This is a genomic window from Bifidobacterium sp. C0047B3 (assembly GCF_056590535.1).
Map to the genome: position 1 here is coordinate 1 of NZ_JBWPWH010000002.1, position 24,179 is coordinate 24,179.

General features: G+C 43.0%; 19 protein-coding genes and 1 tRNA gene. 3 read left to right on the forward strand and 17 right to left on the reverse strand.

Going from position 1 to position 24,179, the window contains the following annotated elements; translation table 11 throughout:
• Positions 1–35: 35 nt before the first annotated feature.
• Entirely contained in the window at positions 36–182 is a 147-nt protein-coding gene (locus AC1EKT_RS02675) for a hypothetical protein (RefSeq protein ID WP_481616151.1), read from the reverse strand.
• A 534-nt stretch (positions 183–716) separates the two neighbouring features.
• Here AC1EKT_RS02675 and AC1EKT_RS02680 point away from each other — a divergent pair.
• Positions 717–1,490 carry an SIR2 family NAD-dependent protein deacylase gene (locus tag AC1EKT_RS02680; protein WP_481616150.1) on the forward strand — a complete coding sequence of 258 codons (774 nt, stop codon included), beginning with the start codon at positions 717–719 and terminating at the stop codon, positions 1,488–1,490.
• A 25-nt stretch (positions 1,491–1,515) separates the two neighbouring features.
• Here the strand turns inward: AC1EKT_RS02680 and AC1EKT_RS02685 are convergent, their stop codons facing one another.
• The 14 genes from AC1EKT_RS02685 to tgt form a co-directional block, all read right to left on the reverse strand.
• Entirely contained in the window at positions 1,516–3,459 is a 1,944-nt protein-coding gene (locus AC1EKT_RS02685; protein ID WP_481616149.1) for an alpha-glucosidase, read from the reverse strand.
• Between the two features lie 49 nt (positions 3,460–3,508).
• Complete coding sequence (locus AC1EKT_RS02690; protein ID WP_481616148.1) at positions 3,509–3,889, reverse strand: type II toxin-antitoxin system YafQ family toxin; 381 nt, start codon at positions 3,887–3,889, stop codon at positions 3,509–3,511.
• The gene (locus AC1EKT_RS02695; RefSeq protein ID WP_415683121.1) at positions 3,879–4,190 is read right to left on the reverse strand and encodes a type II toxin-antitoxin system Phd/YefM family antitoxin; all 312 of its coding nucleotides are present in this window, start codon (positions 4,188–4,190) and stop codon (positions 3,879–3,881) included. Before AC1EKT_RS02695 ends, AC1EKT_RS02690 begins: the two co-directional genes overlap by 11 nt.
• A 194-nt stretch (positions 4,191–4,384) precedes the next feature.
• Positions 4,385–5,353, reverse strand: a complete 969-nt coding sequence (locus AC1EKT_RS02700) for a ketopantoate reductase family protein (RefSeq protein ID WP_415687034.1) — start codon at positions 5,351–5,353, stop codon at positions 4,385–4,387.
• A 242-nt stretch (positions 5,354–5,595) separates the two neighbouring features.
• Positions 5,596–6,642, reverse strand: coding sequence for a ribokinase (locus AC1EKT_RS02705; RefSeq protein WP_004109420.1), 1,047 nt, complete (start codon positions 6,640–6,642; stop codon positions 5,596–5,598).
• 46 nt (positions 6,643–6,688) lie between these two features.
• On the reverse strand, positions 6,689–7,084 hold the full coding sequence (rbsD, locus tag AC1EKT_RS02710; protein ID WP_415683122.1) for a D-ribose pyranase: 396 nt from the start codon (positions 7,082–7,084) through the stop codon (positions 6,689–6,691).
• Between the two features lie 293 nt (positions 7,085–7,377).
• On the reverse strand, positions 7,378–8,316 hold the full coding sequence (locus tag AC1EKT_RS02715) for a D-ribose ABC transporter substrate-binding protein (RefSeq protein ID WP_415687035.1): 939 nt from the start codon (positions 8,314–8,316) through the stop codon (positions 7,378–7,380).
• A 264-nt stretch (positions 8,317–8,580) separates the two neighbouring features.
• On the reverse strand, positions 8,581–9,582 hold the full coding sequence (locus tag AC1EKT_RS02720; RefSeq protein ID WP_415683123.1) for an ABC transporter permease: 1,002 nt from the start codon (positions 9,580–9,582) through the stop codon (positions 8,581–8,583).
• 171 nt (positions 9,583–9,753) lie between these two features.
• Positions 9,754–11,247, reverse strand: coding sequence for a sugar ABC transporter ATP-binding protein (locus tag AC1EKT_RS02725; protein ID WP_415687036.1), 1,494 nt, complete (start codon positions 11,245–11,247; stop codon positions 9,754–9,756).
• 216 nt (positions 11,248–11,463) lie between these two features.
• Positions 11,464–12,474: a LacI family DNA-binding transcriptional regulator gene (locus AC1EKT_RS02730; RefSeq protein WP_415688906.1), complete on the reverse strand. Its 1,011-nt coding sequence runs from the start codon at positions 12,472–12,474 to the stop codon at positions 11,464–11,466.
• Positions 12,475–12,868: 394 nt separating this feature from the next.
• Positions 12,869–13,330 carry a nucleoside deaminase gene (locus tag AC1EKT_RS02735; RefSeq protein ID WP_415687037.1) on the reverse strand — a complete coding sequence of 154 codons (462 nt, stop codon included), beginning with the start codon at positions 13,328–13,330 and terminating at the stop codon, positions 12,869–12,871.
• 73 nt (positions 13,331–13,403) lie between these two features.
• On the reverse strand, positions 13,404–14,174 hold the full coding sequence (locus tag AC1EKT_RS02740; protein WP_481616147.1) for an alpha/beta hydrolase: 771 nt from the start codon (positions 14,172–14,174) through the stop codon (positions 13,404–13,406).
• A gap of 176 nt (positions 14,175–14,350) precedes the next feature.
• Positions 14,351–14,433, reverse strand: a tRNA-Leu gene (locus AC1EKT_RS02745).
• 75 nt (positions 14,434–14,508) lie between these two features.
• Positions 14,509–15,834, reverse strand: coding sequence for a tRNA guanosine(34) transglycosylase Tgt (gene tgt / locus AC1EKT_RS02750; protein ID WP_415683127.1), 1,326 nt, complete (start codon positions 15,832–15,834; stop codon positions 14,509–14,511).
• 184 nt (positions 15,835–16,018) lie between these two features.
• Between tgt and AC1EKT_RS02755 the strand changes: the two genes are divergently transcribed.
• A complete protein-coding gene (locus AC1EKT_RS02755) occupies positions 16,019–17,833 on the forward strand; it encodes a S1C family serine protease (RefSeq protein WP_481616146.1) in 1,815 nt (604 codons plus the stop codon).
• A 163-nt stretch (positions 17,834–17,996) separates the two neighbouring features.
• Here AC1EKT_RS02755 and AC1EKT_RS02760 read toward each other — a convergent pair whose 3' ends face one another.
• Positions 17,997–19,760: an ABC transporter ATP-binding protein gene (locus AC1EKT_RS02760; protein ID WP_481616145.1), complete on the reverse strand. Its 1,764-nt coding sequence runs from the start codon at positions 19,758–19,760 to the stop codon at positions 17,997–17,999.
• A 2-nt stretch (positions 19,761–19,762) separates the two neighbouring features.
• Positions 19,763–20,755 (reverse strand): 23S rRNA (guanosine(2251)-2'-O)-methyltransferase RlmB, encoded by a 993-nt coding sequence (gene rlmB / locus AC1EKT_RS02765; protein WP_481616144.1) that lies wholly within the window; start codon positions 20,753–20,755, stop codon positions 19,763–19,765.
• 228 nt (positions 20,756–20,983) lie between these two features.
• Between rlmB and AC1EKT_RS02770 the strand changes: the two genes are divergently transcribed.
• The gene (locus AC1EKT_RS02770; RefSeq protein WP_481616143.1) at positions 20,984–23,974 is read left to right on the forward strand and encodes a cation-translocating P-type ATPase; all 2,991 of its coding nucleotides are present in this window, start codon (positions 20,984–20,986) and stop codon (positions 23,972–23,974) included.
• The last annotated feature ends 205 nt before the right edge of the window (positions 23,975–24,179 follow it).

The window sequence follows — 24,179 nt, forward strand, 5'->3', positions numbered from 1 at the left end:
TAACTAATAAGTAGTACAGACACGCTCTTGAGTTCTCAAACCACCACCACACCAGCCGGCTCATCAACCTCAACCGAGGAGAACCAGCCGCGCTGAGCAGCAAGAGATAAACTTACACCAACCCACGCTAAAACGCAAACCCGCCAAAAATAAACACCCCAAAACCATTGAAAACAAGCCAAAACGCCGGCGTGTCGAAAAACGCGAAAAAGCACCCAAAAACCAACACAAAACCAGGAACAATAATCAAAACCAACAAAAAATAATCAAAAATAGCCCCAAAAACCTCAAAACCGGGAGTGTCGCATCGACTTGCTTTTCGCTTAAAGCGTAGCGCGAAAAGCAACCCGATGCGGTAGCGCTTGCTTATGCAGAAAGCACAGTGTGCTTTCCGCGCAAGCGCGCAAACAATTACGCTTTCTTTAAACTAATTAAGAAAGCGTAATCTGACGACCAAAGAAGATTAACTTAAAGTGAGCTTAATGCGGTAGCGCTTGCTTTACAACGCTCGCACAAACTCAGCAGCAGTACACACAAAATATATGAGCTCTATTTATGAAATAAGAAATACCTATATAAATAGATACTTATTAAATAAACTTTTATAAAGAATACAAAGCTAATAAAAACACAAAAAGCGTAAAGCGCATAAAGAGAAAAATAAGAAAATAAGAATAGGATATTAACAGATATTAATAAAAAGAAGGAGCGGAAGAATGAGCAACAAGCAATCGAGCAACAAAGCGCATCACATTGTTGTGCTCACCGGCGCGGGAATATCTACCAGCGCGGGTATTCCAGATTTTCGCGGTCCAGACGGCGTATGGACTAAGCACCCAGAACAAATGAGCGTTTATGACATAAACGCATTTTTAAGCAGTAAAGAGGAACGCATATATTCTTGGAGATGGCAAAAAGAGTCGCCCGTTTGGAACGCACAGCCGGGAACAGCTCACAAAGCACTTGTAAAACTCGAGAAGGCAGGCATGCTCGACCTCATAGCCACACAAAATTTTGATGCGCTTCACGAAAAAGCTGGCAATAACCCAGATATTATAGTGAATTTGCATGGAAGCATTGGAACTTCGCACTGCATGAGCTGCCACGCGAGCTATAAAACTGCCGATATTATGGCAGATTTAGACGAGCATCCAGATCCACATTGCAGGCGCGCTCTGCCGTACCGCAGCAATATGCCTTGTAACGGTCTCATAAAAACAGACGTTGTTTATTTTGGAGAGGCACTTCCTGAAGGCGCTATGGAACGCAGCGCGCAAGCAATAGTTAAAGCGGACGAGCTGTGGGTTATTGGTTCCACGCTAGAAGTATTTCCAGCTGCCAGCCTTGTGCCGTTAGCCGCGCGCGCAGGAGTGCCTATTACGATAATGAACTTGGGCTCTACACAATACGACTATTTGGCAGAGCGTATTATTCGCGAAGATATTGCGAAAGCTCTGCCAAAATTAGTAGACGAAACTATTGCAAAGTGATTATTGCAAAGTAACGCTATTAAAACTATTGCAAAGTAACAGCTATACCTTCCCAAGACGCAAGCGTACCGTTTTTAAGCGATGTAAGCGCGTGATTCACGTCGTAAGTTGTAACCATTACGTCGTGCGTTGTAAAGCTGTTAGAAGCGCGATTTTGCAATAATTGTGCGCTCTGCGTAGGTATAGGCACGGTTGAATCAGTCATATTAACCATTACGAGCATACGTTCTGTAGATTCCGCATTAGATTCCGCATTAGATTTCGCAGATTTAGCAACAGATTCCGCAGCAGTCTCTGCAGAATCATCCTGCTTTGCGCAATCAGATGTAAGCTCGCGCACGAAAGCGTACACGCACTCGTCGTCCGCATCGACCAAATTCCAAGAGCCAGCAGAAACAATCGGCTCCGAATGGCGCAAAGCAATCAAATACTTATAGAAAGAGTAAACGGAATCTGAATCTTCCATCTGCTCAGCCGCATTAATATCCACATAATTAGGATTCACGCTAATCCACGGCTCTGCGTTATTTTTCGATGCGATATTAAAAGGCATAAATCCCGCGTATTTAGACGCATTCCACTGCATCGGAGTTCGAGAATTGTCGCGCCCACGCTTTGCGAGCGCATCCATCATCGACTCAGCCGACTGAATATGTGCTTCTTCTACGCGCTGCTTAAACATATTCAACGCTTCCAAATCGCGATACTGCTCGAGACGCGTAAAGTGCGCGTTAGTCATACCAATTTCCTCGCCTTGATACACGTAAGGTGTGCCGCGATGCATGTGAAGAAGCATTGCAATCGCCTTAGCGGAACGCACGCGCATCTCCTCGCTAGACTCACTACCCCAGCGAGAAAGCGCACGCGGCTGATCGTGATTATTAAAGAACAAACTCGCCCAGCCAGCATCCGCTACCGCTTGCTGCTGCTCAGCCATCACGCGCTTTAATGCCGTAAGCTTTAGCGGCACAGGATTCCACTTAGTTCCGTTTTCGCAATCAATATCCACATGATTGAACAGGAATAACATGTCGAGTTCACTGTGAGCAGGGTCAGTAATATAAGTATTACGGTGCGGAGAAATTCCCGGAGCTTCGCCAACAGTTAAGAAACCTTCGCGCCCTTCGAAAACTTCTGCACGCATCTCACGCAAGAATTCGTCTAAACGAGGACCGTCCGAGCAGAACGGGAATGGCGAAGAATAGCCGTCAGCACCAGCCGGCAAATCTTCAATCTGGCAGCCAGTCTCCCCAGGCAAACGTCCTTCAGAATCAACATGCTTAGAAATCTGCGTAATCACGTCCATACGGAAGCCGTCAATTCCGCGATCCATCCACCAATTCATCATCTTATACACGGCAGCGCGAACCGCAGGATTTTCCCAATTCAAATCTGGCTGCTTTGGAGAATACTGGTGAAGATAGTATTCTCCGCGCTTCGGATCGTAAGTCCACGCGGAACCGCCGAAATACGAACCCCACTTATTCGGCTCCGCACCCGGCTCACCAGGCACACAACCTTCACGCGCAGGTCTCCACCAATACCAATCTGCGTAATCGCTCGAAGCATTCCTAGAAGCCTGGAACCAAGCATGCTCATCTGAAGTGTGATTTACTACTAAATCCATCACGACTTTAAGGCCACGCTCGTGAGCTCCAGCCAGCAGCTCGTCCATATCTTCCAAAGTGCCAAAAAGTGGATCAATATCCTGATAGTCGGAAATATCGTAACCGTTATCGTCTTGTGGAGACTTGTAAACAGGGCTGAGCCAGAGCACGTCAACACCTAAATCAGCCAAATAATCGAGGCGAGAAGTAATTCCCCTCAAATCACCAATGCCATCTCCATTAGTATCTTGGAAGCTTCGCGGATAGATCTGATACACTACTGCATTCGCCCACCAAGGGTTTGGCGTAGCGCCGTTCGTGCGCACGGATTGCGGCAAGTTTGCTCTGTCAAAAGTAGTCATTTAATCCCCATTAATTATTTTTATAATCTATATTCTATTATTTTATATTTCAGCTATCTTTGGATTTTGCAAGCAACGCTAGAGTATTACTTACCATCTCAGAATACTTGTGAATAATTTTAGAATTAGTATGAGCATTGGAGAATAATTCATCATGATTCCCCACTCTTACCAAGACTAAAGAAACAGACAAGCCATCAACCCAATAAATAAGTAGTAAATTTGGCTGCACATGCAACTCACGGTAACCTTTCCAACTACCAGTAAGAGCATGATCACGATATTTACTCTTTAATAGCTGTTGATTATTATCTATGAGAGCCTGAAATACAGCAAGAAAATCTTCAGTATCAATATGCTTTTTACGAATCTTTTTGTAGTCATTATCAAATGACTTGATTGTAAGAAGACGTCTCTTTTCACAGACCATTTAAGTAATCCATCATATCAGAAGCGGTATGTGATTCATGAGTGAATTCGCGATTTTGAACTTGCGCGCGAGCTTCTTCGTTTTTATTTTCAATGGCTTCTTCAATATACTTTTGAAGTTGTTCCTCAAGCGATTGGTAGCGCTCAAAATCTTCGCGGTCAATAATGAAGTACATTGGTTGATTATTTTTTAAAACCGTAACTGGCATACCAGAACTCACTTTAGCAAAAGCCTGTGCAGATTTACCATTACTAAAAGCACTAATAGGAACCATAGTGCTTATTGGAGCGACTGTAACCATATTTATTACCCTAACTTTTCTACAGACAATCCACGCATATACTTAATACATGTATATTTACTATACTTTTCACAAGTGTATATGAAAGTCACTATACTTGTACAGTTAAAAGAATAAAAAAGCGGCCCGCAGTAAAAACCGCGAGCCGCGCCTCCTTCTCATTCATTGCAAGAGTTATAGGGATACTCTCTAAATTATTGCTGATTATGAAGCTTGAACGCGAGTTCCGCCAGATGAACTCCATGCGTTAAGAATTCGTGAGTGCGGCAAACGTAATCATTTTCGCGACCGAGCTTTGCAATATATCCGTTGATGTAATCGACTTCAGTCTTTCGTCCGCGACTCATATCTTGGTACATAGAAGGATAGTGCAAAGGATTTGCAACACGACTTACGTAATCGATAGCCTCCAACTCCTGCTGACGCGTATTAACCATACGAATTCCAGCACGATCGCACACGTCGTACGCTTCGTTAATAAGCTGTCGAGCCATATCCATAGCGCCAGGATACGAAATAAACTGACCCATTTGAATCTGATACATTGTGCACAAAGTGTTAACTACAGAATTGAAAACTACCTTCGCCATGCACGTACCCTTGAAATCTTCCGTAATAGTAGGATTCAAGCCTGCAGCTTTAAAGTCGTCTCGCATAGCAAGCTCAACATTGCTCACCTGCTCGTTCAACGCGCACATGTTCATGGTGCCAACGCCAACTTTACCAATAAAATCAACGTCGCCCGGACCGTTCAAAACTGTTGCAATCATTGCAGTTCCGCCATAAATGTGGTCATCCGGGAAATATTGCTGCAACTTTTCGAAGTGTCCCCAGCCGTTCATTGCAGCAAACACAACCTGATGCTCTTTAAACAAATGCTTACAACGCTCCAACATTTCCGCAAGCTGCATTTGCTTCATAAACACAATCCACACGTCCGGATCGCCGTCATAATCTTCAGGCGTATACATATTAATCGGCACTAAATGACGGTTTTCATGGTCGCGACTCACCATTACGCCGCCTTGCTCGCGGACCTTATTCACATTTTCATCCCAGGCATCAATGAAATCAACATGAATGCCAGCCGTTTCCTGCAACAAAACGCCATAGCGATATCCCATAGCTCCCGAACCGATCATTGCATATTTCATGCCACTCATAGTGACACCTCCTTTTAGGTAAAAATGTGCTTAGGCGAAATTCGTGTATACATGAAAATTCGTCGAAGCGACTGTAAATATAGTAAAAAGCAGTAAGGCTGATTGTAGTGACTAAAATCAGCCAACTGCTTTTTGGTTTTTATAGCATATTACACAGTTTTAGAAGAATGTCAAAATTCTGTACATCGGCAAGGCGCGAACGTCAACTGAATATACTTACAATTTATGCATGCATCACCTACTTACAAGTGAAAAAATTGACGAATTTGAGCAACTGTACCGTAAGAAGCTTGTGCACCAAATCCAGTAGCAGCATATGCAGCTACATAAGAAGCGAGCGACGCTGCATCAACCAACCGCATATCCACAGACAAACACGCAAGCACGGTACCCATAAAAGCATCACCACAACCCGTAGTATCAACGGCATTGACATGCTGAGCCATAATTCGATGCACCGAATTATCAGCATAATCCAAAACCATAGACCCACGTGAGCCAAGTGTTACTATTGCCTCATTAAAGCCAAACTCATGCATTGCATGAAGCGTATGCTTCCAATCAAATGAATCCCAATCACCGCTATCTGGTTCTGAAATATGCAATAGCTGTGCCATTTCATGCTCATTGACCAGTAAGATATCTGCAGATCGTATAAGATCTTGCGGTAATGTATCCAAAAAAGGCGAATTATTAAGCAAAACTTTTACGCCATGCTCATGCGCTAAGCGAGCGCACATCGTAACCGATTCTAATGGACTTTCCAAGCAAAGCCCTAATACTTTTGCATTAGTAATAGCAGCTTGCACAGATGGCGACTGAATATAATCAATATCAACTTGCGAGTTAGATCCAGGCGCATAAACAATAGTATTTTCGCCACTTTGCGCATCCACTGTAATCACTGTTGCGCCACTGTTGCAATTGGGTACATGACGTACATACGTCGTATCAACACCAGATTCTCGCAAAGCACCAGTAAGAAAATCAGCATTAGCATCATCGCCTACAGCACCGAACATACATACGTGCGCACCAAGCTTTGCAGCAGATACTGCCTGATTACCTGACTTACCTCCAGGCAGTATTCGTATTTCGTTACCTTTAATGGTCTCACCAGGCATAGGAAGACGATTAGCAACAATAGTATAATCCGCATTCATAGAACCAACTATCGCTACAGTAGGCATCTTCATATTTCGTAACGCAGGCAATGTCTCGTGTTGCAAAGCCACGTTAACAGGCTGAATGACTTTAATCTTTTCTAAACTCTCCAACGAGTCAAGCATATGATAACTACACATAATTCTCCCTAAATATTGCGCAAAACAAAGCTTAGAATGGAACACCACAACGTAGCAACACGTTAGAATACGGAGTAGTCTCACCCGTTCGAATCACGAATTTAGCTTGCGAAACAAGAGCCTTAAATCCTTGTTCGCCATCATGCGGCACATAAGTCAATGGCACACCAAGCAAATCCTTGACCCATGTTTCTGGAACATCATCACGAGCTTCTTCCGCCATAATACCAGATTCAAGAACAAGATCATCCTTTATTGATGCAAGCACATCAGGAAATCGCGGTATCCCAAAAACCAAAGCTAAATCAATAACTTCTACGCCCGCTGGGACAGGCAAGCCACAGTCAGAAACAACAAATTGGTCCTTATGCCTCAATTTTGCAATAGCAGCTGCTAATTGTGCGTTCAAAATACCATGAGTTAACATAATTCACCCCATATCGTGGCTCATAAAAGTGACATCAACAATGATCATCACTTTTATAACAAGTGCGCCACCACGAACATATATGATAAAAATCTTATTAAGAAAACAATGGCGTTGAGAACACTAAATCATACGGTATTAATAAATTTTACTGTTGCGATTATTTTCACGAAAGCATCATGAATGCTCTCAGCGCCATATAAATTTTGCATTAGCTATATTAATCTATAAAATTACTCAACATAAACTTTAATGTTTATACACAGAATTACATAGTTTTATGCAAATATGTATTACTCAAAATCACCCACATTCTTTACTGTCACTGTTTTCACAGTAATTGGCTCAGTCTTTGGAACACTTTTCCCCTTAATAGCTTTTACAGCAGCAGCAACGGCAGCACGACCAAGTTCCTTTGGCTGCTGAGCAATTGTTCCAGCCATTGCGCCGGCCTTAATAGCTTTCATACCGTCAGCAGTTCCATCGAAACCGACTACTTTAATTTCTTTACCAGCTTTAGCTCCTAATGCTTGAATGGCACCTAATGCCATCTCGTCATTTTCGGCGTAAATGCCGGTTGCATTCGGGTGCGATTGCAATAAATTAGTAGCCACATTTAATGCTTCAGCACGGTCAAAGTTAGCAGTTTGTTCTGCTACAACTTTAATATTTGAATATTTCTTAATACGATCTTTGAATCCTTTGCCACGGTCGCGAGTAGAAGCCGCTCCAGGAATACCTTGCAAAACCAAAACTTCACCCTTTTTGCCCATACTATTAGCTAGCGTGTCAGCAGCCTGAGCACCACCAGCAACGTTATCGGAAGCAATATGCGAAGTAACTTTTTCACCAGTTACAGAACGGTCAACAGAAATCACAGGCAAGTTCGCGCTTAGCAACGGGGCAACTGCAGGACCAGCAGCATCAGAATCTACAGGGTTAATAATAACAGCTTTTGCACCTTGTGATTGAGCATTCTGCGCTTGATCCTGCTGCTTTGCAGAATCATTCTGAGCGTCGGAAACTTGCAAATCAACACCAAGTTTCTTTGCTTCAGCTTGGGCACCATCACGCAAATCCACAAAGAACGGATTGTTCAAAGTAGAAACTAGCAATGCGACTTTATCGCCACCATTAGTACTACCACATGCACTCATGCTGACAATAAGTGCAGATGCTGCTGCAAACGCGCAAGCAATCTTTACGCCTCGACGCATAATTGGATAATTCATCATATCTCCTTTGATTATTGCCCTGTGCTACCGCAAGTTTTAGTTCGATAAATCCACAATGTTGCAGTGGCATAAGGCTGATGTTTCACCATCTCTTTACCTTATTGTTACGTAGTTTTGAGTTATAAAGTTCAGTTATAATATTCCAAAATCGTTTCAATTCTTGCTGAAAATATTGATTACTCGCCACTTACGAATCAACATTTGCAAGATTCATCTCCTTCCTACGAGAAGATCAAGTTTATAAAAAGTATTAATTTGCTGTCAGTGCGTATCTTCCTTGCGGCGCAAAGTGTCAAGGCTCACAGCAAAGGCAATAACCAAACCAATAACTACTTGCTGCCAGAAGGAGGAAACATTCAAAATATTCAAGCCATTACGAATTACAGCCAACAAAATTGCTCCTACGAAAGTGCCAGAAATCTTACCTTTACCTCCCGAAAGCGAAGCACCACCGATAACAACAGAAGCAATAGCATCCATTTCATAGCCAGTGGCAGCTTGAGGCTGAGCGGAATGTAAACGACCGGCAATAACTAAACCAGCGATGGCAGCGAAAATACCGGAAAAAACAAACACCATAATTTGTGTTTTATGAATATTGATGCCAGAAAGGCGAGAAGCCTCCATATTTCCACCAACAGCATACATAGAACGACCAGTAGTGGTGAAGTTCAGTATTACTGCAGCAAAAACGCCCATGATAATCATCATCACAATTGGCATTGGAATACCTAATATGTTGGCACCAAAGAAATTCACCATGCCAGAGGTGGAAATAGGACGACCATCTGAAATAACAAGGGTAAGTCCACGCGCAACAGACATCATTGCCAATGTAGCAATAAACGACGGTAACTTAAGAAAAGCGTTTGCAACACCTGAAATAAGGCCAAAAAGCGCACCGGTTACTATGCCTACAACAACAGTTAACACTGGTGGCAAACCCATAGAAACGCCTGTATACGCAACCAACATACTAGAAATTGCAGCCACTGCACCTACTGACAAATCAATACCAGCGGACACGATAACAAAGGTTTGACCGAATGCCAAAATAGCAACTGTCGCAGCTTGAATACCCACATTGAGAATATTCACACTTGTCAAAAATGCTGGCGTGGCGCACGAAAGCGCAGCACACAAGATAATCAAGCCGATAAGAGCGCCATTGCGTGATGCAAACTTTTTCGCTGCAGGCAAAAATCCTTTATCAACTGCACCGTATCCCAAATGCTCAGATTTTGCACTACTCGTAGCAGCCATAATTTATACTCCTTTAACAAATTTTGCTATAACTCACTGCACTGCTGTGTGCAATAAATTGTTGTATGCAAGTTTTACGTTTGATTGGTAACTTTAATTTTTAAGATTTCAATATGACTCATGTATCAGTTTCATATTGAAAGCAGTAAGGTTTTACTCATTCCTGTATGCTCAAATACCAGATGTATTAAGGTGAGTCACTGCAAGTTCCATCACACTTTCCTGCGTAGCCTCGCTTGCAGCTAATTCACCGCTGATTCTGCCGTTCGACATCACCAATACGCGATCTGACATGCCAAGCACTTCAGGCAAATCTGAGGATGCCATCAGCACAGCACCTCCATTTTCTACGATACTGTTAATCAACTCGTAAATTTCTACACGAGCACCAACATCAACACCACGAGTAGGCTCATCCAGCAACAGCACTTTCACGTTCGCCATAGACCATTTGCCGAACACGATTTTTTGTTGATTACCGCCAGATAGCGAACCAGCGAGTTGATCAATGTTTGCCATACGAATACGCAATTTTTTTGCAGTTTCTTCCTCGCGAGCACGCTGCCCTTTCAAATCCGCAAATCCTGCATGTGCTGTAGTAACTAATGTAGAAATTCCCAAATTTTCTGCAACAGATGCTTCAAGAATCAACCCTTGTACTCGACGATCTTCTGGGACTAAACCAAGACCAGCTGCGATGCTTCCTGCAATATTCGCTTTTGCAATAGATTTACCATCAACAGTTATTGAACCTGAATCATAACTATCTGCACCAAATATTGCACGAAGAACTTCGGTACGACCAGCACCTACCAAACCTGCAAGACCCACAACTTCGCCAGCATGAACGCTGAAGGATACGTTTTCTAACGTACCTTTTCGCGTTAAGCCTTCTACTTTTAGCAGCTCTTTGCCTTGACTACGTTTGCCATGAGGGAATTGATTTGTAATATCACGACCTACCATGAGTTTTACAAGTTCCTTCTCAGGAACTTGCGCATCAACAGTATCGACGTATTTGCCATCGCGAAGTACAGTTACAACATCACCAATACGCGCAATTTCATCTAAATGATGAGAAATAAACACCATTCCAACATTTTTGGATTTTAAATCTTCCATAATGTTAAATAACTGTTCGCATTCTGGTTTTGTTAGAGCAGCTGTTGGTTCATCAAGAATAAGGATAGATGCATGTTGCATAAGTGCTTTTGCTATTTCTACCATTTGTTGACGAGCTACACCAAGTTGTCCCATTGGCTTATTGACATCTTCATCTAAACCGATAACTTGCAATGCAGATTCCGCACGAGCACGCATCGTCGCCCGACTAACAAAACCAGCTTTCGTAGGAAGCATACCAAGGAACAAATTTTCCATAATAGAAAGTTCTGGCACCAAATTTAACTCTTGGTGAATCACAGCAATGCCCAATTTGCGAGCAGTATCCACATTAGGAATTCGCACTGTTTCACCATTGATCTCAATATGACCTTTATCTGGCTGATAAATGCCACTCATCATCTTAATAACTGTTGACTTGCCCGCACCATTTTCACCAAGGAGAACATGCACTTCACCTGGTTTTACTGTTACAGACACATTGTCAACTACCGTAGAATTACCGAATATTTTCGATACTCCTACTAGCGATAGTTCCGTCATGTCCTACCTCTTTCTTCGCTACAGCACCACTGCTGCCACGAAAATGCAATAAATTACGCTACATTACGCTTGTACTTTGGATGAGAATTATGCCGCACTGTGCATGCAAAAACGTAACAACAACGGTACGCTCAGGCGATTGCTGCACACGCCTACAAAGTCACGGTACAAAAATCAATAACAATAGTGTCAAGCTATAGAATAACAGCCTTACAGCTATGCATTTCCTAACGATTCACGCGGAATATACATAGTTTCTACTCGCTGCGATTGAACATCAACATTATGTTCTAACATATCCAAAAAAAGTGCGGCACTAGTACGACCAATGCGCTGAACTTGTTGCGAAATAGTAGAAATACGCGGCGTTGCTAAGCGGAATATTTCAACATCATCAAACGAGATAAGTGAAATATCACTGCCTATCACTAATCCTTCACGAGCCATTACATCCATCACTCGCAGCGCATCTGGCGAATAACCGACAATAAGCGCTTTTACACCAACGCTAATCATGCGATGCAACACGCTAGCACATGAGGATTGTTCAAATCCCGTAGATTCTACAAATACATGTTCTTCGCCAAATATCTCCGAAGCCACTGTACGAAATACTTGTTCACGTTCTTGCAGTGACGGTGAAGCGATAATTGGACCCGACACGTAGCCAACTGAGCAAAAACCATGTTGTTTAACATCCAATAATGCGTCACGAATACCTTGCTCTGGATCCGAATCCACAACTGGCACATGCATCAAATCGCCAGTCCGAGGCTCCACATGTCGATCCATAAACATAAGTGGAAGATGCTGCTCCATCAACATTCTCATAGCATCAGTTTCCTCACCCTGAGGCACAATAATCGCACCATCAATGCGTTGAGAAAGAATACTTGTAATGAATGAATCTTGACGAGCTGCACTCTCAGAAGATGTTCCAATAAACGCACAATAGCCGGCATCAAACAACGAGTCTTGCACAGTATACGCAAGCTCAGCAAAATACGCATTGCGTATATCTGGCACAAGTAGCCCCACTGTCTTAGTGCGAGATGACCGCATCGCCTGAGCGCGAGAATCTGGTATATAACCTAGTTCCGCAACTGCATGCTCAACTTTCGCCTTAGTGTTTGCCGATATACGACCCGTATTATTCAATGCGCGAGAAACAGTTGATACTGATATACCAGCACGTTGCGCAACATCGCGAATCGTAATGTACGACATGACACCTCCAGCTCATCTCTTATGCTCAACCAGTGTTAACAATTTTGCACTGTTATCGATATGTTTTGATTTTAGCTTGTACTCCATGTTTTATACTACGTTTTTCCATATACTCCTCTCGTTGGAGAAAAATAGCACTATGCAACCATGCATAAGAGCCTCTGTGCAATCTTATTCTCAATGAGCAGCTTCATCAGCGCTGAATAGAATCCGCAAATTGAGATAACGTTCCCACAATTGTCGGTTTCTTCAACTTACCTCATGCGGTAACGTTACCGCAACTATAACATTTTGCTAGAATGAACACAAGGGAAACACGCTAAAAAAAATTACTTTTCATGCACTGCGTTATCTTGAATTAAACGCAACATTAAAAAAATAATGCAACACTTATCTAACGGTGATTTTCAAAAAAGTTTCGCAAGAGTTGAGCACACTCAGATTCGCATACTGAGCCAATAACTTCCGGACGCGAACCAACATGAGGATCTCGCAAAATATCCCACACAGACCCACACGCACCAAGTTTGGCATCCCATGCGCCGAAAATCACGCGTTTAAGACGCGTTTGCAGCACAGCTCCAGCACACATAGGACAAGGCTCAAGAGTTACTACCAAAGTGCAATCAGATAGATTCCAAGATTTGCGCGAGATAGCAGCATCTTTCATAGCAAGCACTTCAGCATGAGCCAAAGGATCAGCGCTCTGCTCGCGCATATTTGCGCCTTTGCCAATAATATTGCCGTCGCCATCAAGCACAACTGCTCCAACTGGGACTTCGCCTGCAGAAGCAGACTCTCGAGCCAAATTCAAGGCTTGATTCATTGCAAATACTATCTCATCGCGCATATTCATGAAATCACTTTACAGATTAATTTACAGATTAAGAAAAAACAAAATCGAATAAATTTACATAATCCAAATAAATCTACATAAGCCCAGAAGAAATATCGTGAGTTACAAACCATTTGCGAATATCGCCAATTTCGTTCATATCAACAGCATGATCCAGTCCGCGATAACGACGTTCTTCTAGCCAAGTATGCTCTTCAAGCCACGCGGCAGCAGCCGAAAATTCGTAAGGAGGAATCACGTCATCTTCTAATCCGTAGCCGAAAAATACAGGCGTATTACGTTCCGCTAAATCGTCGTCTTTCAAAGCAATTTCAGATGCAGAAGTAGGAGCATTAGGAGCTATAAACCCAGAAAGCGAAACAGCTGCACGATAACGCGCAGGATTCAAACGCAAAACGTGCACTGCGAGCGCAGCTCCTTGCGAAAAACCAAATGGCACAATGTCGCGATTTGCTGGAATATTTTCACGCACCCACTCGTCGATTGAGACAGCAGCAGCATACATGTCGTAATCTAAATCTTCTCGCTGAGGTACAGCATCGTGGAACCAACTGTAAGCGCCTTCCGCCAGCTTAAGCGGAGCACGTAAAGCGATTGCATCATTATATGGTGCCACTACTCGCAACAAATCCAATAAATCTTCCTCGTTAGAACCCCAACCGTGAAGAAGCAAAAGCAGCGGATGCGTTGGATGAGCTGAAGCATTACCTTGCGAATACTGTGCATTCGTAACTTTTAAAGGTTCACCAAAATGACCAGGCACAACGTGAGATTCACGACCAATATGATGTTCGTAAGAATTGTTATTTGCATTATTGATATTTAGTTCATCGTTAGTGTTCATTACATCACCGTCGCTTGTAATAAATAGAAGTTTGTACAATACTCGAGAAGTTTGTACAACATTCGCACTTTTTGCACTGCAGTTGCAATATAGCTGCTTTATATTTGCACTATACTTGCACAAAAGGCCAGAATCGTAAGAGGCAAAACCCTTGCAATTCCAGCCTTTTTGACGAGTGCGAACGGCGGGACTTGAACCCGCACGAGCATACGCTCACTGCCACCTGAAGACAGCGCGTCTACCATTCCGCCACGTTCGCATACAAAGTGCAAGGCTATCATATTTAACATAGATTCGCAATATTTAGCCTAGCATTTTGCGCTCAAAACTACTATCAGCCTTTAGAACCGTTTTCGTAATAGTGCGCAAGAGTCTCATCGCGGAACTCTTCAAAATATCCGCCGTCAATAGAAGCTCGGATATCGTCGAGTAATTTCACAAAGAAACGCTCATTATGAATGGTCGCAAGCGTAAATCCATTCATTTCACTAGCGCGCAACAAATGATCCACATACATTCTGGAATAATGCGTGCAAGTGTAGCAATCGCAGCCTTCTTCAAGCGGACGCTGATCATGCTTAAACTCAGCACGTTTTACGTTGTAGCGACCATGTCGAGTAAAAATTGCACCGTTCCTTCCGCAGCGAGCAGGAGCAACACAGTCGAAAGTATCTCCACCATTTTCAACACACGCAAAAATATCGTCAACTGCAGCAATACCAAGCACGTGACGAGGTCGATTTTCCGGCATAGCATCGCAAATCCATGCACAAGTATCACCAATAATTCGCTTCTCAATAGCGCCGCCGATTCCGACTCCATCAAAATCTAAAGAAGCAATCTCTTCAGCTGCATGCCTACGCAAATCCTCATAATTCGCGCCCTGCACAACACCATACAACGCTTGATAAGGCTTACCAACGCGCTCCTGCGTTAAACGCTGATGCTCAGCGACACAACGCTTAGCCCAGCGGAAAGTGCGCTCTACTGACTCCTCCTGGTAACGACGCGTATTCATCAAAGTAGTAAGCTCATCGAAAGCAAACATAATATCCGCACCAAGCTTATGCTGTATTCCCATAGAAATTTCAGCACTAAAACGGTGCTTGGCTCCGTTAAGAGGAGACTTAAAAGTTACGCCATCCTCGTCAACAAAAGCCATGCGCTCCTTACCGGCTGCAATAACGTCGTCCGACTTCATGCCAGTAACGTCCATTGCGAGCGTCTTCTTAAAACCAGCACCCAAAGAAAGAACCTGAAATCCACCAGAATCCGTAAAGGTTGGCTTATCCCAGTTCATAAACTTTCCCAATCCGCCAGCTTCGTCAAGAACATCCGCGCCCGGACGCTCATACAAGTGAAAAGCATTTGAAAGCATGCACTGCGCACCCAAATCCTTAATGCTTTCTGGCAATACTGCCTTCATTGCAGCTTGAGTTGCAACAGGCACAAAAGCTGGAGTTTGAATATCTCCGTGAGGAGTGTGAATTACGCCGGTGCGCCCATAGCGAGCGCCATCACGACCTTTACCTTCAGCAGTATTGGAAAGTCGCGTTTTGGTTGTAAAAGAAAATTCTTTGCGGTCACCAGGTTTCCCCGGTTCAGCTCCGCGTGGATGTTCAAGAAGACTTGTCATAACATTTACTTTATTAGAAGGCATGACGAGCGTAAATCAAAAAACACGCACAATTTATATTTTCATGTGACAATATCCAATTAATTTGCAAATTTATGAAATTTATAAAGCAAATTATTTAAAAAATTATAAAAAAACATACTAGCTATTACATAGATAACGGCATGGTTTATTATGGTGTGTTAAGAGTCTTTTGTAAGGAGGATGAATGGCTGACGATATGTATGGTGCAAATCAGCAGGAATCCAATGAAACTGCAAATAATGGATATTACGAGCAGCAGGAACAGCCGACGCAGGCAACGCAACCAGCACAACCAACGCAAGCAGCACAACCAGCACAAACATATAGCCCAGCTCCTGAATTCGGAGCTTACGGTCCAACAAATAACGAAAATGAAGCTGGTACAAACACTACACAGTATCCAGCTAACAATTACGCCGTAAACCAAAATAACGATGCGAATAATACAAATATCAGCAATGCTCCTACGCAATACACCGGATCGCAAAATTACTACGGAAATAATAATTCTAATAGCTTCGGAAATACGTATAATTACGGCACAGACAATAATTCTTACCCAAATAATGAAGTTGGCAATCAAACACCAGCACAACAAAATTTTGGAAATAATGCAAGCAACGAAGAAAATGAAAATATAGCAAAAACGAGCATTATTAACACAAATGCAGAAAATAAAAACGCTAAAAACAATGCGAAAAACACAAATAAGAAAGGTAACAAAAGAAAAACAAAAAGCTCTTCATCAACTGTTTTTGTTGCCATTCTATCCTCTGCAATTTCTGCAATAGTTTGCGTAGTTGTAGTTATGTTTGCAATCTCGCAAGGTCTTATTTCAATTCCACAAAGCAGTTCTTTATCAAGCATCGGATCTAATTCTTCTGGCCCTGGAACCGCAGTAGTTAAAGGCGGTCAAGCTCCAGATTGGCAAGGAGTTGCAAAAAATGTTTCTGGAGCCGTTGTTTCTATACAAACTCGTTTAGAGAAAGGCATGGGAAAGGGTTCTGGAGCAATCATTGACTCAAAAGGTTACGTTGTAACAAATAATCACGTAATTGCTGATGCAAAAGAAATTCAAGTAACGCTTTCTAACGGTCAAATTTATTCAGCCACATTAGTTGGAGCGGATAAAACTACTGATTTGGCAGTACTTAAATTAGACAATTCACCAAATAATTTAAAGGCAGTCCAATTTGCTGACTCTAATCTACTTTCCGTTGGCGAATCGGTTATGGCAATCGGAAATCCGCTTGGATATGACGATACGGCTACTACAGGCATTGTTTCTGCTCTGAATCGTCCAGTATCAGTTATGGATGATCAAAGCCGCTCTGAAGTTGTAACTAATGCTGTACAAATTGATGCAGCTATTAATCCAGGAAATTCGGGCGGTCCAACTTTTAACGCTGCCGGAAAAGTCATAGGCATTAATTCTTCTATTGCAGCAACCTCAATTCAAGGGGAAGCTACAGGATCTATCGGTATCGGCTTTGCAATTCCAGCAAATTTGGTAAAACGAGTAGTTACAGAAATTATTAAAAATGGTTCTGTAAAGCATGTAGCTCTGGGAATCATGATTAAAAGCACAGCAGTTGAGTCTGAAGGAATTACTCGCGGAGGAGCTCAAGTTGTTTCTGTAAATCAAGGAAGCCCTGCTGAAAAAGCTGGCCTCAAAGCCAATGACACTATTGTTGCATTTGACGATAAGCCTGTATCTAATAATTACGCACTTCTCGGCTATGTGAGAGCAACAGCGTTCAACCAAAAAGCTACGATCACAATAGTTCGTAACGGCAACACACTTAAGTTGCAAATCACATTCAACCAAGAAGAAGCTGCTGTTAATGGCACAAATAAGCGAGAAAAGCAGTTAAAGCAAAACCAAAAGAAGCCTAGCAAAAAACGCAGCAGTAAGTCGGATGATGACGACGATTTACAGCAGCGCGGAGATGACGACGGCGACGATGGTGGAATATTTGATCCATTCGGTTTCTGGTAAATAAAACCGCATGTTTTACATTAAAAAGTAAAACATTGTAATAAAAAATGCCCCTAAATAAGTTACTTAACTTACGCAGGGGCATTTTCATAGTGCAATTAAATGTAAGTAAATATACTGAAATATATTTAACTGTATTTACATGTTTATATAAATGCGCTAATTATTTTTTGCGCTCGTATACAATAATTCTTCCTTCTGAAGTTCTTGCTTTCCAAGATGATTTTGTTTTAGCAATAGTACGCTCAGTATAATGGTCAATATTGTAATTTAACGAAACAAAGTAATACCAAGGTTTGCTTGATTCCGTAACGAAGAATTCTGGCTCTTTCTTTGCCTTGCAAACAGCCATCTCATTTGATGCCTGTTCTTGAGATGGCCGCTCATTTGTAATAAACGAGCTATTCTTATAACTGCAATCAATAAGATTCTTTGAGAAATAAGGATTTGCTGTAATAAGCTGCCACGAGTATTGATGAATATCTTCAAATTCCGGAACAATAACATTACCTTGCTTATCGGTTTTTTCGTCTTGATGCAGCCAAGACGTTACAAATCGCTTATTTTCAGCATGATTTTGCTTAATAAATTGCGCAAGTGCACGCGAGCCTGAATAGTCGAATCGAATATCGTTAACGCAAGAATACGCGTTCCAAACTAAGCTTGGGTACAATAAAACAACAGTAATAATGCCAGCAATAACTTTGCTTCCGGCAGATTTACTTGCAGATTTACTATTGCTATTTTCAGTTTTATTTGTATTTTTATACTCAGCTTTGAATAACCTAAAAATAATCGTCGGCATATCTTTAGATTCCAGTGGCTTACGCGCAATGCACATCCAAAGTTGAGCCACGAAGAATACAAAAACGATTCCTACGTGATGCAAAGTGAAATATTGTGTTGCAATTGCTGCAAAAGTCAAGTAAGGGAGTATTAAAGAAACAAGCATGCCCCTTCGATAAGCGATTCTTACAGCGAAAGCCCATATTAAAATCGAAATAATAACGCAAATAATCGCGGAAGGTACGCTTAGTGTGAGTCTGCGTAAAGAAACATCGCCGGCAAATTGAGTAAACATGCTTTCTGATGGCATAACGAAAATAAACGACAAGAATTGCGTAAGAGGAGAATTTCCGTCGAATGTTTCACGTGATGCAAAAGCGTTAGAAGCAGGCCAAATACAAATAATGCTTGCAATTCCAACTAAAGCAAGAATTATCCAGCTTACTAATCTGTTAGCGTTAGAGAATATTTCAGCGAAAGCTTTTTTAATTCCTGCAGATTTTGCAGCTCGCCAAATCCAAGCCAAAGCAAAACCTGCTGCTAAAGCAATGCCGTACGCACTGATTGCACATAAAAGTACAAGACTTAAAGCGAGTTTCCAAGTATCAGAAGGTTTAGAATCAGATTGTTTCCAATAATGCGCAACCATGAACAAAGCCGTGCAAAGAAGAGCATACGGACGAGACGTAACGCCATATTGGAAGCACAAAAAATACGTAAACGGAAGCAAAAATACAGCTAATTTACTAAAAGGCGCGCGGAAAATAAGCCAACCGCCCAAAAGCGCAGTGCATAGAATCTGCACGCCTTTAAGACCAATTTCGTATGGCACTCCTGTTTTTGCCGTGATTGAAAGAAGCAAAGTCCAAAGAGGTGGATGACCCTCATAATGTGGACGAAGAGTTAACAAATCTGCAAACGAAGAATCGCGCGCAATAAGCCAACTTTGAGCTTCATCGAACCAAGGCTCATGGAAGCACATCACTACTACGACAACAGCCATGTACGCAATAAAAATAAGCGTGCGCACATGCTTTAAAAACCATAGTTTATTCGAATTATTTAAAGTTTTAGTCGTATTCGTAATTGCAGTTGCGTCTGTAGTAACTGAATTAGCATTCGCAGTAGTATTTTCGCTCATAGCTATTCTGTTTTCGCAGCCAAACGACGAGCGTTAGCAACAGCATACAAACTAATGCCTGCTGCAACAGAAGCGTTAAGAGACTCAACCGCGCTAGAAATTGGGATTCCAGCAATTGCATCGCACGCTTCTCGCGTAAGACGACTCATGCCCTTACCTTCAGATCCGAGCACAACAACTAGCGGATCAGTTTCAAAACCAGTTTCTCCGACAAGCTTATCGCCGCCGCCATCGAGACCAATTGCATACCATCCGCGCTCGCGCAAACCTTGAATTGCCTTATTTAAATTCACAACTCGAGCAACCGGCAAATGAGCTGCAGCACCGGCAGAAACCTTCCAAGCGGCAGCAGTTACGGAAGCACTTCTGCGCTCAGGCAAAATCACGCCATTAGCACCGAAAGCTGCTGCAGAACGAATAACAGCACCCAAATTTTGAGGATCTGTAACGCCGTCCAAAGCAATAAATAGTGGTCGAGCATTAATGCGAGCAGAATCTGAATCAGCAGCTTCCATTGCGCGCGCCTTCTTTTCAGCGCGTTCAACCAACTCTTGCAAAGAGTGATACTGGTAAGGCTGAACTTTCAAAATAACGCCCTGATGATTCGTGCTATGTGCAATACGATCCATCTCAAGGCGATCTGCTTCAAGCAAACGCAAACCCTGCATGCCTGCTAACTTAACGATTTCGCGCGTGCGATCGTCGTGCTCAATGCGATTAGCAACATACAATTGCGTGCTTGGAACTCCAACCCTTAAAGCCTCTAAAGCAGCATTGCGGCCAATTACCAACTCGTCTGAATCGCTACCAAGCTTATCCACGCGACGGCGCGCAGCCAAACGAGGATCCGCAAACGTGCGCTTAATAGCAGCTTTCTTAGCAAAATAAGCTTTGTGATACACGCGATCTTCAGCCTTCGGAGTAGGCCCTTTTCCGCGTAAAGCATTGCGATGTTTTCCACCCGACCCCTTGGTCGGTCCTTTTTTCGTAGTCATACTCCTATTCTCACATGCCCCCGAGGCATTGCTATTAATGGCTTTCTGCAGTCGGCAAAATTTGCTGATTCTAAGCTCGGCGCGTTGTATGGCATAATAGAACGGTACTTAATTGTTGCAAACTATTGCAATATTCCACAACCGCGCAATAGTTACAATACAAAGCGCTAAAAATGGCGTTAGCATTGCGATTATTGACTACTCCGCGGCACTCCCAAGGGGGAAGATATGGTTGATCACGCTCTTGATCAATCCAATAAAACAGCTGACTCTTCAGCTAATAGCAAAGATCCATCATTGTGTGATGTTCAACAAGTAGCTAAATCGCTTAACGTAGATATTTCATGCGGTTTAAGCTCTGAGGAAGCTGCAAAAAGACTTGATCAATTCGGTCCGAATGCACTTGCTGCTGCTCCTAAAATTCCAGCATGGAAACGATTCCTTGATCAATTTAAAGATCCGCTCGTTTACTTGCTTATTGCAGCAACTATTATTTCTGCAATCGCGTGGTTTGTTGAGCGCGCACAACATAAAGGAAACAGCGGTGGGGAGATTCTGCCGTTTGATTCAATCGTAATTATCATTATTTTGATTGCAAACGCAGTTCTTGGCTACATTCAAGAGTCGCGCGCAGAAGAAGCAGTCGAAGCTTTAGCTAGAATGAGCGCTCCGCAAACTTCAGTTTTGCGCGACGGCAGCGTGGTGCGCATTAATACTGCAGAAGTTGTGCCAGGCGATATTTTAGTGCTTGGCGAAGGCGATGCTGTGTCTGCAGACGGTCGACTTATAGCAGCGGCTTCATTACGCGTAGCCGAGGCAAGTCTTACAGGCGAATCTGTTGCAGTAAGCAAACGTCCGAATACGCTTTCGTCTGCAAAAGCTTTAGGCGATCGTACAAATATGGTTTTCAACGGAACTGCTGTTACGCAAGGAACCGGTCGCGCTATAGTCACCTCTACAGGTATGCGCACGCAAGTTGGCAAAATCGCGGATATGCTTTCAAAATCAGATGACGAAGCAACACCTCTCGAGAAAGAAATGGTACACGTTTCTAAAGTTCTTGGAATTGCGGTGTGCATTATTGCGGCTGTTGTTCTTGCTTCCATGTGGCTGATTGAAGGCTTCCACAGTATTCAAGATATTATTGATTCTCTGCTGCTTTCTGTTTCCCTAGCCGTTGCCGCTGTTCCAGAAGGTTTAGCTGCGATTTTGACAGTAGTTCTTGCACTTGGCGTGCAACGAATGGTGAAGCATCATGCTGTTGTAAAAAAGCTTTCATCTGTGGAAACTCTTGGTTCTGCTTCTGTTATTTGCTCCGATAAAACAGGTACTTTAACTCGAAACGAGATGACTGTTGAGCGCGTAATAACACCTAGCGGCGAAGTTCAGCTTACAGGAAGCGGTTACAAGCCTGAAGGTCGCATGATATTAATTGGTTCTGCAGATGCTGACTTAGCAGTGCCGCAAAATCTTGCTACAGAAGTATTAGGCGCGTTAGGCTCCGGATGTTTAGCTAACGACGGCGATTTACACTATGACGAAACTACTAAAAGTTGGCAGCCTGTGGGAGACCCTACAGAAGTTTCGCTAGTAGTAGCAGCGCGTAAAACAAAAGCAGACAAGCGTTACGCTCATTTGACTCGAGTTGCGGAAGTACCTTTTACTTCTGAACGCAAACGTATGTCTGTTGTTGTTAAAGATGGTTCGGATTCTGGAAATCTGATTGTTTGTGCTAAGGGCGCTCCGGACGTGCTGCTTTCTTATTGCACGCGTATTGCAGTAGCTGGTGCCGTGCGTCCGCTTACTGACGGCGATCGCGAAGATATTTTAGCAACTGTTGAGCGTCTTTCCGGAGAAGCCTACCGCACGCTTGGAATGGCTTATAGGCCGCTTGGAGTCGATAGTCTTTCAAAAGTTGATGGCATGGTTTCTAACGCTGCAGGTCAAATCGCGGACGTCGCGGAACAAAGTGACGTACTAGAATCTGATTTGATTTGGAACGGCATGGTTGGAATTATTGATCCTCCGCGAATTGAAGTTCGAGATAGTGTAGCTCAAGCTCATCGCGCTGGAATCCGTACTGTTATGATTACAGGCGACCATCCTCTTACGGCTACGCGTATTGCTCGAGATCTTGGAATTATTGGAAAAGATGAGCATGCGCTTACAGGCGACGAACTTGACGAGTTGCTCTCACGCGACGACGACAACATTGCTTTTGACGAAGCAATCAGTAAAACTAGCGTGTACGCTCGAGTAGCTCCTGAGCACAAGTTAGCTATCGTTTCTTCGCTTCAACGTCAAGGCAACATTGTTGCTATGACAGGCGACGGCGTAAACGATGCTCCAGCCGTAAAGTCTGCCGATATTGGCGTCGCAATGGGCATTACCGGTACAGAAGTAACTAAAGAGTCTGCCAAGATGATTTTGGCTGACGATAATTTCTCGACAATTGTTGCAGCAGTGCGCGAAGGTCGCGGAATTTTCGACAATATTCGTAAATTCTTGCGATACTTGCTCAGTTCTAACGTTGGCGAAGTTTGCACAGTTTTCGGCGGCGTAGTTTTTGCTGGAGCGCTTGGAATTACGCAGCCAAACTCTGTTGGCGTAACTTTGCCTTTGCTCGCAACTCAGCTTTTGTGGATTAACTTGCTTACGGATGCAGCTCCTGCACTCGCGATGGGCGTTGATCCGCAAACTGACGATGTAATGGATAGAAAGCCTCGAAAACTTACCGATAGCGTTATTGACCGACGAATGTGGGGAGATATTGTATTCATTGGCATAATCATGGCTGCTATCACTTTAATCGGCATGGATATGCATTTGGCAGGCGGATTCTTTACGGACCGTTCTGTTGGAATTATGGATCACGCTGCTCAGCTTACTCACGCTCGCACAATGGGCTTCACAATTCTTGTGTTTGCGCAAATGCTGAATGCGTTAGCATCTCGTTCAGACTCACAAAGCGTATTTGTAGGCTTATTTGCAAATCGTTGGCTTTGGGGTGCTATAGCAGTTTCCGTTGTGCTGCAGTTGGCTGTAATTTACATACCGTTCTTGAACGAGCCATTTGGCACTGTTCCTTTGAGCGTAACGGAATGGTTCGAGTGCCTCGGTCTTTCAATGGTCGTGTTAATTGCTTCCGAATTGCGTAAATGCGTGCTTCGTTTCATTGCAAAACGTAAAGCAGCGAACGCCTTAACTATTGCCGCTTAATAAAATACATTATTAAGCTGTTTTGCAAATACGCGGTACAGTACGTAGTTTTTTACATAACCTACGTTTCTGTGCCGCGTTTTGTGTTTTTATTTTCTATAAAATTTTTTGCAGTCAATCACAGACCGCGGCACGCGCTACAATTGTGCGTATTGTATTTTTCGCGCAAAATAGCAATAAATATTTCGTGCGAACAATGAAGTTG